The sequence below is a fragment of the Pantoea sp. ME81 genome, assembly GCF_903970985.1.
GTDB classification, from domain to species: Bacteria; Pseudomonadota; Gammaproteobacteria; order Enterobacterales; family Enterobacteriaceae; genus Pantoea; species Pantoea communis.
Map to the genome: position 1 here is coordinate 1 of NZ_CAJCKS010000111.1, position 16,492 is coordinate 16,492.

Consider the following 16,492-nt stretch of genomic DNA (forward strand, 5'->3'; position numbering starts at 1 on the left):
TTTTTCAAACAGAAGACGGCATACGAGATTTCTGAATGTGACTGGAGTTCAGACGTGTACTCTTCCGATCACTGAACTTCGCCAATGGCGGAACCGCTGCGGCGAATCAGCTCAATCAAATTGCCCTCGCCAATCTGCGCATGGTAAAGGTCGAGATTCATCTTTAGCGCCGGGCTGTTGACCGCTTCCACCAGCGCCAGGGTATCGGCAGCCAGCGCAAACGGGGTTCCAGGATGATCGACCGGCAGGTTGAGGTTTTCGAGGGTGAACACGCGCCCGGCGCGCTCGCCCAGTTGCGCCACTTTGCGCAAGGTATCGACCGCTTTCAGCCACATCGCACCGGTCACCACTTCCACGGGTTTAACCGGCAAGCCTTTGTCATCCAGCCCGGTGCCGTGCAAATTTAATCCAGGGCAGTTAAGCCGTTTAGCCACCGCCAGCGAGGCTTCGGCACTCTGCAAGAGCTGCTGGATCTCGTCATCATCGGTGAGATTGCCAGTGAGGTAGCCGGTCATGGAGGTGAATCGCGCACCGGTTGCGACCAGCGCATCAATGTCTTTATTGGCCCATCCCCAGATTTCAACGCCAAACCCCAGCGCGTGAATGCGTTTCACACGCTCAACAAATGGCAGATCGAGGAACACCATTTCGGCACAAACCGAGAGTTGATAAGCAGCCATTAGCGCGCTCCTACTTTGACAGGCAGGTTGTGGGTGACCGATTCAATACAGGCCAGCGCAATCTCCAGCGCATTGCGCGCGTCTTCGCCGGTGGCACGCGGTGTTTCACCAGTGCGGATACAGCGGGCAAATTCGATCATCTCCGCCACATAGGCTTCGCGCAGCAGATCCGAATCCATGCGCGAGGTCTCCATGCTGATGCCGCTGGCGCTGTAGCGCACACAGTTAGAAGAGGTGATATGGCCCGCCTGCAACATCCCCTTACTGCCAAACACTTCGCCGCGCACGTCGTAGCCGTACACTGCCTGGAAGTTGGCCTCTGCGATGGCAATCGCTCCGTTATCAAAACGAATGGTCACCACCGAAGTATCCAGTAAGCCTTTATCTTTGAAGTCCGGCCGCACCAGCGCATCGGCGATGGCATACACTTCCACCGGCTTCGCCCCATGATTGAAATGCAGCAGGGTGTCGAAATCATGGATCAGCGTTTCGAGATAAATGGTCCACTGCGGGATGCGCGACGGATCGTGCAGCGCCGGATCGCGCGTCACAGAACGGCTCAACTGCGTAATACCGTTCTCGCCTGCCTTCACTGCCGCAATCGCCGCCGCAAAACCCGTATCGAAACGGCGATTAAAGCCCACCTGCAACACTACGCCTGCGCTTTTGGCGGCGGCAATGGCGCGGTCAGCTTCCTCCAGCGTGACCGCCATTGGCTTCTCACAAAATACGTGCTTACCGGCATTCGCAGCGGCAATCACCCACTCGGCATGGGTGCGAGCGGGCGCCGCAATGGCAATCGCATCAATTTCAGGATCGAGTAGCAGCGCATGCAAATCGCTATAGGCTTTCGCGACACCCAGCTTGCTGGCGAGCTTTTCCGCTGCACCGGGCTGCGGATCGGCGACGGCTGCCAGCGTGGCGCCGGGGACGCGATATGCCAGATTCTCGGCGTGGAAGCTGCCCATTCGCCCTGCGCCAATCAGACCAACACGTACCGGTTGAAGATGAAATGTCATAAATCATTCCTTACTGTTTTGGATATGTCCGTTCGGGACAGGTGAGATAGGCATTTCATTGCAATCCAGATGCCAACTAAAAAGGGGCAATTTATGTGAGGAACCACACAGCGTTGCGCTTTGAATTGGTCATAAACTTTACATGTCAACTTCACATGTCAATAAAATGGACATTCCAGATTGACCAGGAGCCTCTGATGCGCGCCAGCGAACGTTTGCCGTTTAAAGATGAAAGCGACCCGATTTTCAGCCTGCCGGAAGGGGCTGAAGCGGGCGAATGGGATACCTTGCTGTGGCAGGGCTGGCACAGCTTTGTCCGGGGGGAACAACCGGGCTGGATGCGACGCAGTATTTTGCAGTCATGGCAGCGATCGCAGCAGCGCGCCATCGATCCACACACCTTCATCTACACTTCGCCTCCTGCGGATGAGCTGAAGGCCATCCTGGCGCACAATGCCGAGCTGATTGTGGTGGCGCGTAACGTGATGGAAAACCTGCTGGCCTATAACCCGGACGGCCATATCAACCTCACGGATGCACAGGGTGTCACGCTGCATTTTTGCGGCGCTGATTTGACGCCGATTGGTAGCATCCTGAGCGAAGAGGTGCTCGGCACCAACTGCACGGCACGTTGCCTGATTGAGCAACGGCTGGTGTATGTGTTGAGCGGTGAAAACTGGAAGATCGATCTGCGTAAGCGCCACTACCAGTGCGCAGCCGCGCCGATTCGAGATGCCAGCGGCCAACTGCTCGGCGTGCTCACACTCACCGCCACACCGGATAACTTTAATGCGCACACGCTGGGCACGGTACAGGCCGCTGCTGAAGCGGTGGGACAACAATTAATGTTGCGCAGTTTGCTGGCAGAACAACAGTCGATCCTGGAAACCCTGAATGAGGGCGTGATCGTCTGCGATCGCCACGGACGGATCAAAACGTTAAACCGCTATGCGCGGCAGATCTTTAGTGGTCTCGATCCTCAAGCCGGGCCGATTGATGTGTTACTGCAACCCCAGGGAGGATCGCTGCTGACCATGCCATTCTGTAATGACCGTGAGTTGCAGTTTATCCCGGACGGCGTGCAGCCCCTCTCCTGTCTGATTTCATTGATGCCGGCACCCGATGGTGGACGTGTGCTGTCTCTGCGCGAGAACCAGCGCATCCGGGCGATTACGCGGCAGGTAATGGGCGTCAGCGCCAGTTATACCTTTGAGATGATCCGCGGCCACGCTCCGCGCGTGCAGCAAGCCATTCAGAAGGCACGCGCCAGCAGCCGTACCGATAGCACCGTGCTGTTAAGCGGTGAAAGCGGCACCGGCAAGGAGCTGTTCGCGCAGGCGATCCATAACGCCAGCCCACGACATCAGGAACCCTTTATCGCCCTCAACTGCGGCGCCCTGCCGCGTGACCTGGTGCAGAGCGAACTGTTTGGTTATGTCGATGGCGCATTCACCGGTTCCCGGCGCGGCGGCTCCGCGGGAAAATTCGAGCTGGCGGATGGCGGCACGCTGTTTCTGGATGAAATTGGCGAAATGCCGCTGGAGGCGCAAACCAGCCTGCTGCGCGTATTACAAGAGAGTGAAGTGGTGCGTATTGGCGCCGCGCATCCGCTTAAGGTCAATGTGCGCATCATTGCCGCCACCCACTGTAATCTGCTGGATGCGGTGGAAAAAGGCGCCTTTCGCCGCGACCTGTATTACCGTCTTAACGTGATTTCATTAGCCATTCCGCCGTTGCGAGAACGTCAGGAAGATATTCCAGGTCTGGTGAATACGTTTATTCAGGCGCTCTGTACCCGCTTGAAACGTATCGCGCCGCAGGTGTCGTCTGAAGCCATGCACTGCTTGCAGACGTGGCACTGGCCGGGCAACGTGCGTGAACTGGAGAACCTGGTCGAACGCATGGTGAATTTGTGTGAAGGGCTGGAGATTGGCAAGCCGGATTTGCCGGAAGAGATGACGCAGCGCGTCTCGCCGCCACAATCCAGCGTTTTAACATCATTGCAGGAGAATGAGCGCCAGCATGTATTGCAGGTGGTGAGCGAGCAAAAAGGCAACCTGCGCCAGTCAGCACAGCAACTGGGGATTTCACGTACCGCGCTGTATAACAAACTGAATATCTGGCAGGTGGATGTCACGGCATTGCGAGGGAGATAGGTTAAAAAGGGTTCATGTGCTTCCTTTAGCCCACCCGCTCTCGTACCAACACTCCCTGAACCCCGGACGGGATTCAGGGAAGACGGATGAGGGGGAGTATATTGACCGCCATCTACAATGACGCTCTACCGTAAATCATTCACTCTTGCCCGGTGATTGCATCAGCTGCGGATAACAACACGAATCGCTCTTTACAACGACGCTCCACCGCAGATAACCAATTCCTGCCCGGTTATTGCATCAGCAGCGGGGGACAGCACAAAACCCGCCAGCGCCGCCACTTCCTCCGGCTTGATGTAGCGCCCAATGGGCGGCAGCTTGGGTGGTGAACTGGCACGGCCAGGTTGCAGCAACATGGGCGTTTCAGTGGCACCGGGCGCGATCACATTCACGGTGATCCCCTGCGGCGCTAATTCAGCCGCCCAGCTGCGCGCCATCCCAACCATTGCCGCTTTGGTGCTGACATACTGGCTGCGATGAGCGGCGCCGCGTGAAGTGCGACTGCCGATCAGCAAAATACGATCGCCCTGCGTCATCTGCGGCTGCAACGCGTTCGCCATGATCTGCGCCACCTGCACATGCAGATACCACAGGCGCGCGCTCTGCTCCTCATCGAGATCGCCGAGCGGCGCTGCCGCCATCATGCCTGCGGCATGCACCAGCGCATCCACCTTTGGCAAAGCGGCCAGCGCCTGCTTCAGCAAACTGGCATCGAACAGATCCACGCTCACCGAGGTAAAGCCCGGATGATCTTTCTTGACCAGTGTGCGACTGAACCCCGTCACCTGCCAGCCCTGCGCCAGCAGATGATCGGCAATCGCCGCGCCAATACCTGAACTGACACCCGTCACCAGCGCGTGTCGACTCATTTTTCGCCCCTCACCCACGCTTCGTTAACGCGGACGTACTTAATCGCCTGACGGAAATAGGTGTAGGCGATATGCAGTGCGCCGTCCTCACTCTGCTTGATGCTGGGATAGGAGAACTCACGGTTGAGCTTCTGCTGCGAATTGTTGGTCATGCAGTAGCCGTCGCCTTCATCGAGATGACGCTGCCACGGCCAGCTTTGGCCGCCGTCTGGGGAAATGGCCAGCGTCATCGGTGCGCGCGGTGCGCCCCAAAATGCGGTGCGTCCGCTATGCACCACCGGTTCAGCGGCCACCGCCAAATCGTCATCCTCATCTTCGATTTCGTCATACAGTGACAGGCGACGCTCGCTGGCATCTTTGGCGCTCATGGCGTTGAACACCAGCGCCAGATGGCCGTTGTTCAGCGTGGTCACCTGAATTGAGGAGTTGTTGTTGGGCAGTTCCGTCGCCACCGGCGCACTCCAGCTTTCACCACCGTCAACAGAACGACTTTGGTAGATAAAGTCTGCCCAACGACTGCGATACAGCGCCAGTAAACTGCCATCCTGCAATAAAGTAATGTTCATGTGCACGCAGCCGAGGCTATCCGGCACCGCCACATCGCGCCAGCTTTTGCCTTTATCGCTGGAGATTTTTACCGCGCTAATGTCGTCATTACCGACCCATTTTACGCCCGGCTGAGTGCGGCAATAGAACACCGGCAACAGCCAGTTGCCATTCGGTAACACCGTAATCGGCTGGCGAATAAAGGTGCCGGGCTGATCGAGCAGCGTGTCGATGGCGCTCCAGCTGCGGCCAAAATCGCGTGACTGGCGATAGCGCACAATCGCCGTGTCCTGATTACCGGACTTCTGCGCTGTCCATAACAGCCACAATATCTGGTCAGGATCGAGGAACAGCACCGGATTCTGCTCAGAGCGCGTCGAATCATCAGAAAGTTTCTGCGCCTCACTCCACTGGCTGCCACCTTGTTCCAGGCGCGAGCACCACACGGAGATATCGGCAATCCCTTCCTGCGTGCCACCAAACCAGACACACAGCAGGTCGCCGTTGGGCAGCGGCAGCAGATTAGCGGCATGATTCTGCGGACAGACCGAAGGCAGCATCGCCGTGAGCTGCTGCGCATCCCGCGCGTGCGGATGAAGGTTACCGTTACGTTCGACGGTAATCGTTGAATCGGTCATATCAGGCTCCACTGTTTTGCATTGAAGATTTTGGTGCTTTTTTGTCGTGCGTTTGTGCCGAAGGGATCAGGCGATCAATCACCATGATCACTGCAGGCGTAATCAACGCCACGTACATATTGTTGATGCCGAACGGATCGCCGAGCAGATACCAGACGGTGGTGACCACGCAGGCCCCGATCAGACCGGCATTCGCCCCGCGGGTACTCTTATAGAACGGCAGGTAGAAGGCAATAATCGCCACCACCGAGATCGACAGACGAATCGCGCGGGTGAAGAAGGAGAGCTTCAGCACCTCGGGGACGAACAGCACCAGGATTAACGGCAGGAAACCAATCAGCAGCGACAGCCAGCGCGTCATACGGAATTCACGTTCTGGCGTTGGGTTGCGATACGGTACATAGAAATCTTTAACCACCAGCGAGGCAATCGCCAGCGCCACGGTACTGACACTGACGAAGATGGAGGCCACCAGCGAGGTGGTCACAATCCCGGCCAGCCATGGGCTCATATCCTGCAGGAACACCGGTAGTGCATACAGGCTTTTGATATCCGGATGCAGGTACTTCGCCGCCACGCCAATCAACGCAATGGCAATCGCAATCGGCATGCAAAAGAAGAAGGCAACCCAGGTTGCACGCTTAGCGGATGCGGCACTTTTGGTGGAAGCGATGGCCTGAATCACAAACTGGGTGCAGAAAATCGAACCGATGGTGCCAATCATCCAGGCAAATATGGTGCTGGCCCCAATATTGCCGTCCCACGTCCAGTAGAAATGCGGCATCTCTTTGATCATCGGGCTAACGCCGCCGGTCATATGCAGTGCGACGCCGAGAATGATCAGGATACCGATATATTTCAGTCCGCTGTGCAGCAGCGTGACCCAGGCAATGCCCTTCATGCCACCGAACATAAAGTAGAAGGTACTGACGATTGCGGTGATCACGGCCGCCGTGGTGAGATCGAGGTTCAACACGGTCGAGATCGCCGCTGCGCCGCTCACATAGTTCCCCACGTTCACCAGAAGCAGCGCATAGATCATGATGAGGGAAATGATGTTCTTGGTTGAGTTGCCGTAACGTTCAGCAATCGCACCCGAAATGGTGATTTTTCCGGTGTTATAAATACGCTTAACCAGCAGGAATCCAAACAGCGGGAAGCCAATCGCGGCACCAATCACCGACCATGAGGCGGCAAAACCATCTTCAAACGCCGCCTGGGCGGTACCAATGGTCGATTTTGCGCCAATGTACTCAGACATTAACATCACACCCACAACAAAAGCCGGCATCACGTTGGATCCCGCCATAAAGTCGCCGCTGTTTTTACTGCGCAGGCGCCAGGTCAGCCAGGTGGTAAACAGAATATACGCGATGACGATCCCGACAATAATCATCATCCCTTCTGCAGAAAACTGTTTCATTTTAGCCTCATTGATAACGTAGGGTCGTGGCCTGCGCTGGGCTTCACGCTTGCCGTTAATGAGGTTGCCTGTTTTGTTATTTTAGTGTCTGTGCACAAAGGCAACCCTGTTTATGCTCATTGATTTATTTCACTCACATGAGAATGAATTCACGCATAAGCAGGGCAATTTATAGGCTAAATAGCCAATGATTTGTTTGATCATGCTCACAAACAGTCAATGATGATTATAAATAATCAAATATTATTTAATAGTTACAAGGCGGACTGCAAAAAATCCACAAAGGCGCTAATGCGGGCGGGTAACTGACGCTGTGGCCGCCATACGGCAAAAATATCCCCGTCCGCGCTGCTCCACGCGGGCAGCACATGCAGCAGATCGCCGCGTTCAATCATGTGCTGGGCATCCCACCAGGAACGCAGCAAAATGCCGTGCCCATCCATCGCTAACTGCATCGCCACTTCGCCATCGTTGGTGATCAGGCTGCCCTGCACTTTTTGCGTCACCTGCTGCTGGCCATCACTCAATCGCCACAATGCGAAATCGCTCTCGTACTGGCGTAGCAAAATACAGTTGTGCTGCGCCAGCGCCGCAATACTGTCAGGCAGGCCGTGACGTTGCGCATAAATCGGGGCGCAGCATAGCACGCGTGGATTGGTGCGTAGCTTGCGCGCGATGAGTCGCGCATCGGGCGGTTCGCCAATACGGATATCAATGTCGATGTGCGAATCGATGAAATTCAATGGCTGGCTGCTGAGTTGTAATGATAACGAGACTTCAGGATGCAGCGCAGCAAAGCGCGACACGCAAGGGGCAACATGGCGCCGTCCAAATCCAAACGAGGCGTTGATGTTCAGGCTGCCACGCAGCACTGCCGCCTGGCTGCTCACCGACTCCTCCAGCTCCGCCAGTTGATCGAGCAACGGGCGAGCCCCTTCCAGATAGCGCTTCCCCTCGGCGGTGAGTTCCAGCCGCCGCGTGGTGCGTTTAAGCAGTTGCACCCCCAGACGCTGTTCAAGGTGGCTGAGACGCTTGCTGACGGCGGGCAGCGACAACCCCAGTTCACGCGCCGCAGCGGTTAAACTCTCCAGCGCGGCGACGCGCACAAAGAAGGCCAGATCGTCGGTGGAGGTACGCGATTCTCTACTTTTATTCAACATTGGCTTGCCGCTCAGGCTAATTATTTCCCGGTGATGCATGGTTATACTGCGTTCAGAACATCAACAGCAACCTGCGAGAACCCTATGAGCGGCAAAACCTACAAAATCGCCGTCATCCCTGGCGATGGCATTGGCAAAGAAGTGATGCCAGAAGGCATCCGTGTGATGGATGCAGTGGCAAAGAAATTCGATATTTCTCTGGAGTGGCAATGGTTTGACTTTGCCAGCGCCGAGTACTGGCAGCAGCATGGCAAGATGTTGCCGGATGACTGGTTCGCCACTCTGAGCCAGTTTGATGCCATCTATTTTGGCGCGGTGGGCTGGCCAGATGTGGTACCGGATCACGTGTCGCTGTGGGGATCGCTGCTGCAGTTCCGCCGCGAATTTGATCAATACGTCAACCTGCGTCCGGTTCGCCTGATGCCGGGCGTCAAAGCGCCGCTGGCCAATCGTCAGCCCGGCGATATCGATTTCTACGTGGTGCGTGAAAACACCGAGGGCGAGTATTCGTCGGTCGGCGGCACCATGTTCCCTGGCACCGACCGCGAAGTGGTGATTCAGGAGACGGTGATGACGCGTACGGGCGTCGATCGCATCCTGAAGTTTGCCTATGAGTTAGCGCAGAAGCGTCCGAAAAAACACCTGACCTCTGCCACCAAATCCAACGGCATTGCCATCACCATGCCATATTGGGACAGCCGCGTCGAAGCCATGGCACCGAGCTATCCGGAAGTGAAAGTCGATAAGTATCATATCGATATTCTGACCGCGAACTTCGTGCTGCATCCGGATTGGTTTGATGTGGTAGTGGCCAGCAACCTGTTTGGCGACATTCTGTCGGATCTCGGCCCGGCCTGTACCGGCACCATCGGTATTGCGCCCTCCGCGAACATCAACCCGGAAGGGAAATTCCCGAGCCTGTTTGAGCCGGTGCATGGTTCAGCGCCGGATATCGCGGGCAAAGGCGTGGCAAACCCGATTGGACAGATCTGGTGTGGTGCGATGATGCTGGAGCACCTCGGTTACGCCGAAGCGGGTGCCGCCGTGCTGGATGCGATTGAGCGTACCCTGGCTGCCGGTACTAGCCTGACACGCGACCTCGGCGGCATCGCCTCAACGGAAGAGTTGGGTGCGGCGATCGCGGCTGCGCTGTAAATAGGCTTAACGGATGCGCCCGCTATCAACTCGGGCGCCCCCCTACTTCACCGCCCCTTCCGTCACTCCGCTGATAAACTTGCGCTGAAACACCAGGAACACCGCTACCAGCGGCATGATCACAATCATCGCGCCCGCCATTAGCACTGGAATATCAATGGTGTTTTTGTTCTGGAAGAACATCATGCCGATTGGCAAAGTGCGCAGTTCATCCTTGTTCACCAGAATCAGAGGAATCAGGAACTCATTCCACGTCCAGATAAACAGCAGCAGCGCCAGCGTTGATAGCGTGGGCCAGATGGCGGGCACCAGAATGCCCCACAGGATTTTGCGCCGGGATGCACCATCCATCACTGACGCTTCAACCAGTTCACGTGGCACCTGCTGCAGTGCTGTGGCAATCATCAGCGTGGTGAACGGCAGTGATAAGGCAATTTGTGGCAGGATTAGCGCCAGATAAGTGTTCGTCAGCCCCATCCAGCGCAGTTCGTGATAAAGCGGGATAATGAAAGCCTCACTCGGCAGCACCATACCCAGGCCCAGCATCGCCGCTATTACTTTCTTACCGGGGATTTTCAGCCAGGCAAAACCAAATCCCGCCAGAATCCCTAACAAAATGCTGCTGATCACCACCGGAATCACCACCAGCACCGAGTTCATAAAGTAGACGTTGAAGTGCCCCTGCTGCCAGGCCGTCACGTAATTTTTAAAGTTCAGCGATGAAGGTAGCGTGAACACGCCCTGAAACAGCTCCATCTGGGTTTTGAACGAAGTCATCAGCGCCATTAAAAACGGCAGGATGGTCATCAGCGCGACAATCCAAATCAGTGCGCGTGAGACAACAGGCGTACCGCGCATCAGTGACGCTCCCGAATAGCAAAATGAATACAGGCGTTGATCATCAGCACAATCAACATACTGAACACGGCGACCGCAGACGCGTAGCCAAAGTAATGCAGATCAAAGCCCTGCTTATACATAAAGATGTTGGTCACCATGGTCGAGGTGCCCGGCCCGCCTTGCGTCATCACATACACCAGATCAAAGGCCTTCAGGCTGGCAATCACCGTCAGCAGCAGCGCAATGCGCAGTTCCGGGCGCAGTGAGGGCAGCGTGATACGCATAAACTTCTGACGCCGTGAAGAACCATCCAAATCGGCGGCTTCTAACAGCGAAGGATCCATACGCTGTAATCCAGCCATAAACAGCACCAGACAGAATCCAAAGAAATACCAGGTGGCGACAAAACCCACGGCCGGTAACGCCCAGGTGAAATCCCCCAGCCACGACAGAGCCAGCTGCGGCAAGCCAATCGCGCGCAGGAACTGATCGATAGGACCAAACGCCGGGTTATACAGCCAACGCCACACCACGCCCAATACCGCCATCGGCATGATATAAGGCAGGAAAAACAGAATACGCAATACGCTGCGCTCTTTGCCGTTGCGCGTTTCATACAGGAAGCTGCACAACAGCAGACCGACGCCAATCGGCAGCAAGGTGTAAAACAACATCAGCAGCGCGTTGTTGCCGAGCGCCACCCAGAAGACCGGATCCTGGAACATGCGCACGTAGTTGCTGATACCGGTGAAAATCGGCAAGGAGGTGCCATCCCACTCGGTGAAACTGATGCCGAGCGAGGCCAGCAGCGGCAGGAGTAAAAACACCGCATAGACCAGTACGGCAGGCAGAAGATAGAGCGCATTGCGCCAGGCAGATTTGTTCAGCATAACCTTACTCGCTTGCAGGCTAATTCACGGCCCGGCATTGCTGTCGGGCCGGACGTCATCAGTGCTTCAGGGTTTTCAGGTAACGTTGATAGTTGTTGTCGAAATTGGTGACCATCTGCTCCGGCGTCTGTCTTCCGGCCAGTAACAGCTGCACGTTCTGATTCAGCTCGGCGTTCATGGTCGGCGTGGCCCAATCCAGATAATGGCCGAGGCCATCATGCTCGTTGAGGGTCACCCAAACCTGATATGTCTCTGCCAGCAACGGGTTATCCGCCGGGATTTGTGCATTCTTGCTGGTGCCTGCCGGCAGGAAGCCCACTTTCAACCAGCGGTTAGCCATCTCATCGGAAACGATGTAATCGATGAATTTGGCCGCCGCATCCTGCTGCTCTTTGGTTTTCGCGGTGTTGGTGATCGAGAACGCCAGATCGGTACCGCCCACCATTAGCGCATGCTGTACCCCCTCACCCATCGGCATCGCCGCGAAGTGCACATCTTTATTGTCTTTGAACTGACCGAGATACCAGGTGCCACTCACCAGGAACGCGGCCTGACCATTCTGGAACAGCGTGGCCGCATCATCATGACCAATGCCTTCAAAGCCGGGGAAGAAGTAGCCTTTGTCTTTCCAGCTTTTCATCATGCTCGCCGCTTTCACCAGCTTGTCGTCTTTGAAGGTGCCGCCGACGTCGTAAATCAGATCGTCGAGGGCCTTGCGATCTTTACTCTCAATCTGTGCTTCCCATACGGTACTCAGCAGCTGCTGGCCCATATTGCCATCCAGCAGGCCGAGCATCATCGGCGGCGTACCCGCGGCTTTCAGTTTCTCCATTGCCGCTTCGAGTTCAGGCAGGGTTTTCGGTACCGCAACACCCGCTTTGTCCAGCAGCGCCTTGTTGTAATACAGACCCACCATTTCACCGAGACTCGCCACGCCATACAGTTTGCCGCTACCAAAGTCTTGCTTATCAGACCAGCGGTTACGCTTGAGGATCGAATCCGGGAAGCGCGTGGTCCAGCCGTAAGTTTTGGCATAATCGTCCAGCGGCCACAGCAGTTTGTCTTTCACCAGCGAACCCATATCGCCACCGCCCTGATTGACCTGCGCGATTTGCGGGCCATCACCGGCAGTCAGCGCCAGCTTCAGTGGAATGCGTGTGTCTTCAAAAGAGTGAACCGAGCGCTGGATGGTAATGCCCGGATTCTTCTGCTGGAACGCTTTCACCGCTTCATCCACGGCTTCGGTTTGCTGCGGATAGTTATAAATATCCCATTCGTTCAGCGTGACCGCTTGTGCCGTCGCCAGGGTCGCACCGAGCAAAATCCCGGCTGAAACCAGACGCGACACACTGCGCAGTGAGCTTTTCATACGGGACGGACGTTTGGTTGAATCACACATCATGCTCGGTTTCTCCAACAGATGACTGGCATCCCTTCATCGCGACACCTGCATGTCCTGGCAGGTTGATTCAGCAGCAGTAATAACGACGTTAATTCATACTTACTTTATGAACAAAAGAAAGTCAAACACCCTCACTGCGGAATTTTTGCTCTGTGATACAGTGCAAACTGTGAGAAGAAAAGCGGGCTATGCAGTAGAGAATTCTGCATGACAGCCGCTGAAGCGCACACCATAAGAAGACATGGCCCTGCCGACAGCACAAATCACTCACGCCGTTCAGCCGCATTAACCCACTGACAGACCATATGAAAATTCTATACTTATTGAGAGAGGTGAGAGGCCTTTGCGGCAAAATCATCCCAGAACACAGGCACCACAGGCTCTGCGCCGCTTCACGTGGCCGTTCACGCCACCGTCCGCCCTCAGGATTTACCTCGATGTTGTGCGGTAGCGCAATTATTACACCTTGAAAACTAAGTCAGCTTTATTTACCGTAAAATCTGTTTATCTCATGACCACAGAGGCACCACCATGACGGCTAAAGGTGTTATTCGCCGCGCCAGCGAGAGCGATTTTCCTGCCCTGTCGCGCATCTGCTTAGAAACGGCCAATGCGGGCACTGACGCCACCGCGCTCTATTCCGACCCGGCACTGCCCGGCCTGCGCTTTGTCATTCCCTACGCGCGCTTTGCGCCGGACTTTGCTTATGCCCTTGAAATAGAGGGGGAAGTGATGGGTTATGCGGTGGCAGCACCGGATACACGCGCCTTCGAAGCAGAACTGGATGCGCATTGGTGGCCGCCACTGCAACAGCAATATCGCGCCTACACGCCGCGAGCCCCCCTCGACAGCAAAGTGCTGGACGCCATCCTTCAGCCAGATGCCGCTGCGGAACAACTGGTAGCGCAATGGCCTGCGCATCTGCACATCAATCTGCTGCCGCCAGCCCAGCAAGGCGGCTGGGGACGAAAACTGATTGAGCAACTGCTGCAGGACCTACGCGCCGCTGGCGTGTCGGGTGTTTATCTGGGCGTGAGTCTGCAAAACGAGAAGGTATGCGGCTTTTATCAACGCCTCGGTTTCACGCACATTATGCGCAGCAACGCCATCTACATGGGCCAACTACTCTGATTGAGGCATCACCATGACCAGCCTGCATCTGCAAAGCGTTAAAAAGTCCTACGACCATGTGAACGTGATTCACGGTATCGATCTCACCATTAACAGCGGCGAGTTCGTGGTGTTTGTCGGCCCTTCCGGCTGCGGTAAATCGACCTTGCTGCGCATGATTGCCGGGCTGGAGGAGATCAGCGACGGCAAGCTCTTGATTGAAGGCGCAGACATGACGCACCAGCCCGCCACCGAGCGTGGCATTGCCATGGTGTTTCAGTCCTATGCGCTCTATCCGAATATGACGGTGCGCGGCAATCTGGCTTACCCGCTGGAAGTGATGAAGAAATCTAAAGCGGAAATTGAGAAAGCGGTTAGCCAGACGGCTGCGCGTCTGCATCTGACAGAGTTGCTGGATCGCCTGCCACGTGCGCTCTCCGGCGGCCAGCGTCAGCGTGTGGCCATCGGTCGTGCCATCATCCGCCATCCACGCATTTTCCTGTTTGATGAGCCGCTCTCCAATCTGGATGCTGAGCTGCGGCTACAGATGCGCATTGAGATCGCTCGCCTGCACGCCTCACTGGGCAACACCATGATTTATGTCACGCACGACCAGCTGGAAGCGATGACGCTGGCCGATCGCATCGTGGTACTTCGTCAGGGCAAAATTGAGCAGGTGGGTGCACCGATGGCGTTGTATCACGATCCCGACAATCTGTTTGTCGCCGGGTTTATCGGTTCACCGAAGATGAACTTCCTGCAGGCGGAAATTGCCACGATCGCGCCAGGTGCCGTGCAGCTGCGCGTGCCTGCCTTAGGCATTCACACGCTGACCATGAAGATCGACGCAGCCTGCCATGAAGGACAAAAAGTCACGCTGGGAATCCGACCTGAACACTTCTCGCCGGCTAATCAGGATACCGATGCGCTAAGCTTTAGCGCTGATTTGTCATTCAGCGAGATGCTGGGGCACACCAACTATCTTTACCTAGATATCGGTGAGGAGAAGTTACTGGTGATTGAAGAGCGTAACGCGGCAGAACATGAGATTGGCGACCGCGTCAGTTATCAGATCAATGCTGAGCGCGGAATGTTGTTTGATGAACAGGGATTGCGCCTGCGTTAAGCGCCTTAACGAAGCAAGCGCCGTAGTTATGCTACGGCGCTCTCTTGATAACGAGTGAACAACGTCGATGCAGATCGCGCCACTACAACTATTGCTGCTTTAAGACACCGTCTCTTCATCGGCCTGCGCCGCCAGTAAATCCAACAGCTTATTCACTGCAAAGCCGGCCGCACCCTGTGCCCACATCCGATTCGACTCAGTGAGGAACTGCAGCGGCGTCATCTGCGGCGTGATCTTCAGCCGATAGGTCTGGAAGCTCTGCGTAATGTGGTCGAGCAGGATGCGCGAGGCCATCTGCGGTTCCATCGCCAGATACACCACGTCAGGATCGTAAGCCACCGACAGATTCGCCAGCGACATGCCCAGATGCTGCCCGGCTTCCGCCAGCGCGCTGAGCACTTCAGGTGTAGGCTGGCTATCCAGATCGCGTAGCGTCTGCGGCAGCGCCTCATTCAGTGAAACTGCCACGCGCTGCAAAATCGCCTGCGACGAGGCGACATCTTCCAGTAAGCGTTCGGAGCCATCACCGAGCAATGACACACCAATCTCACCGGCTTTGCCATGGCGGCCGCGATAGAGCTGGCGATCCAGCAAGATTCCGGCCCCAATCCCTTTGCCAAAGGTGGCGATCACCGCTGACTGCGCATGGCCCAACTGGCCAAATACCAGCGCGGCCATGGCTAAGGCATTGGCATCATTTTCGATAAAGACCGGCAGTGAAAAACGTTCTTCCAGCAGGCGTGCAATCGGCACGTTGTTCCAGCCCAGCGCGCGTGACAAGACGCAAACGCCGTTGCTGGCATCCACCAGCCCCGAGAGTGCAAGCCCAATGGCACCGACTTTCTTTCCTTCCACACCACGCAAAAACTTCGCCAGCGCATCACCCAGTTGCTTGGGGGTCATCGCGCCTGAAGGGATCTGCTGTTCACCAATAATGTTGCCGCTGAGATCGGTTAAGACGATCAAATTACGCTCGGCGTTAAGCTGAATGCCGACCACGCTGGCGTGATCCGGGTTGAGGCCGAGCAGGGTTTTCGGTCGTCCCATTGATACACGACGCAACCCCAGCTCCTGCACAATACCGCCGGAGAGCAAGCGGTTGGTGGCCTGCGAAACCGTGGACATGCTCAGGCCGCTACGGACTTTAAGGTCAGACTGGCTGATTGGCGCATTTTCGACAATCAGCCGCAAAATGCGTGCAGTTACGTTGGGAGCGCTCATGGATCTCTTTTTTAAGTTAGAAGAGGCTAAGCCGGTTGCTGGCTGAACTGGCTGGCAATGCGCAGTGCGCCGCTTAAGGCATCGCCCTGCGGCGGCACAAGCTGTGCAGCAATCTCGGCCGGTAACCAGGGCTGAATCGGCACCGCGAGTCCCCCCATCAGGGCCAGTTTGCCGTGAGATAGGAAGTGCGTAGTGTAATGAAAGTGTGGAAGTCCGTGAGAACAGAGCGAAAGTCGATGCATGAGATAAAGACAAAA

General features: G+C 56.0%; 13 protein-coding genes and 2 pseudogenes. 4 read left to right on the forward strand and 11 right to left on the reverse strand.

Annotated features, from left to right (window positions below; genetic code table 11):
- Positions 1-71 precede the first annotated feature (71 nt).
- Positions 72-680, reverse strand: a pseudogene (locus tag H7A81_RS18280) (TIM barrel protein); the annotation flags it as partial.
- Positions 680-1,699, reverse strand: a complete 1,020-nt coding sequence (locus H7A81_RS18285) for a Gfo/Idh/MocA family oxidoreductase (RefSeq protein WP_058961844.1) — start codon at positions 1,697-1,699, stop codon at positions 680-682. The pseudogene H7A81_RS18280 and the gene H7A81_RS18285, both read right to left, overlap by 1 nt.
- A 197-nt stretch (positions 1,700-1,896) precedes the next feature.
- Between H7A81_RS18285 and H7A81_RS18290 the strand changes: the two genes are divergently transcribed.
- Positions 1,897-3,855 carry a sigma-54-dependent Fis family transcriptional regulator gene (locus tag H7A81_RS18290; RefSeq protein WP_182058313.1) on the forward strand — a complete coding sequence of 653 codons (1,959 nt, stop codon included), beginning with the start codon at positions 1,897-1,899 and terminating at the stop codon, positions 3,853-3,855.
- 191 nt (positions 3,856-4,046) lie between these two features.
- On the opposite strand, the gene H7A81_RS18295 is transcribed toward H7A81_RS18290, so the two are convergent.
- The 4 genes from H7A81_RS18295 to H7A81_RS18310 all read right to left on the reverse strand — a co-directional run bounded on the left by H7A81_RS18295 (position 4,047) and on the right by H7A81_RS18310 (position 8,491).
- Positions 4,047-4,724, reverse strand: coding sequence for an SDR family NAD(P)-dependent oxidoreductase (locus H7A81_RS18295; RefSeq protein ID WP_058961842.1), 678 nt, complete (start codon positions 4,722-4,724; stop codon positions 4,047-4,049).
- A complete protein-coding gene (locus H7A81_RS18300) occupies positions 4,721-5,908 on the reverse strand; it encodes an exo-alpha-sialidase (protein ID WP_182058314.1) in 1,188 nt (395 codons plus the stop codon). Before H7A81_RS18300 ends, H7A81_RS18295 begins: the two co-directional genes overlap by 4 nt.
- Position 5,909: 1 nt before the next feature.
- Positions 5,910-7,331, reverse strand: coding sequence for a sodium:solute symporter family protein (locus H7A81_RS18305; protein WP_182058315.1), 1,422 nt, complete (start codon positions 7,329-7,331; stop codon positions 5,910-5,912).
- A 254-nt stretch (positions 7,332-7,585) separates the two neighbouring features.
- Positions 7,586-8,491 (reverse strand): LysR family transcriptional regulator, encoded by a 906-nt coding sequence (locus H7A81_RS18310; RefSeq protein WP_160868453.1) that lies wholly within the window; start codon positions 8,489-8,491, stop codon positions 7,586-7,588.
- An 84-nt stretch (positions 8,492-8,575) separates the two neighbouring features.
- Between H7A81_RS18310 and H7A81_RS18315 the strand changes: the two genes are divergently transcribed.
- Positions 8,576-9,646: a tartrate dehydrogenase gene (locus tag H7A81_RS18315; protein WP_182058316.1), complete on the forward strand. Its 1,071-nt coding sequence runs from the start codon at positions 8,576-8,578 to the stop codon at positions 9,644-9,646.
- Positions 9,647-9,688: 42 nt separating this feature from the next.
- Here the strand turns inward: H7A81_RS18315 and H7A81_RS18320 are convergent, their stop codons facing one another.
- The 3 genes from H7A81_RS18320 to H7A81_RS18330 are packed head-to-tail and all read right to left on the reverse strand — an operon-like array spanning position 9,689 to position 12,778.
- The gene (locus tag H7A81_RS18320; protein ID WP_034826777.1) at positions 9,689-10,504 is read right to left on the reverse strand and encodes a carbohydrate ABC transporter permease; all 816 of its coding nucleotides are present in this window, start codon (positions 10,502-10,504) and stop codon (positions 9,689-9,691) included.
- Positions 10,504-11,376: a carbohydrate ABC transporter permease gene (locus tag H7A81_RS18325; protein WP_038643559.1), complete on the reverse strand. Its 873-nt coding sequence runs from the start codon at positions 11,374-11,376 to the stop codon at positions 10,504-10,506. The genes H7A81_RS18320 and H7A81_RS18325 overlap by 1 nt, the downstream gene beginning before the upstream one ends.
- Positions 11,377-11,434: 58 nt before the next feature.
- A complete protein-coding gene (locus H7A81_RS18330) occupies positions 11,435-12,778 on the reverse strand; it encodes an extracellular solute-binding protein (RefSeq protein ID WP_182058317.1) in 1,344 nt (447 codons plus the stop codon).
- A 531-nt stretch (positions 12,779-13,309) separates the two neighbouring features.
- Here H7A81_RS18330 and H7A81_RS18335 point away from each other — a divergent pair.
- Entirely contained in the window at positions 13,310-13,909 is a 600-nt protein-coding gene (locus H7A81_RS18335; protein ID WP_182058318.1) for a GNAT family N-acetyltransferase, read from the forward strand.
- Positions 13,910-13,922: 13 nt separating this feature from the next.
- Positions 13,923-15,014: an ABC transporter ATP-binding protein gene (locus H7A81_RS18340; protein ID WP_182058319.1), complete on the forward strand. Its 1,092-nt coding sequence runs from the start codon at positions 13,923-13,925 to the stop codon at positions 15,012-15,014.
- A gap of 99 nt (positions 15,015-15,113) precedes the next feature.
- Here the strand turns inward: H7A81_RS18340 and H7A81_RS18345 are convergent, their stop codons facing one another.
- Positions 15,114-16,235: an ROK family transcriptional regulator gene (locus tag H7A81_RS18345; protein WP_166933854.1), complete on the reverse strand. Its 1,122-nt coding sequence runs from the start codon at positions 16,233-16,235 to the stop codon at positions 15,114-15,116.
- A gap of 26 nt (positions 16,236-16,261) precedes the next feature.
- Positions 16,262-16,492 (reverse strand): annotated as a pseudogene (locus tag H7A81_RS18350) (hypothetical protein); the annotation flags it as partial.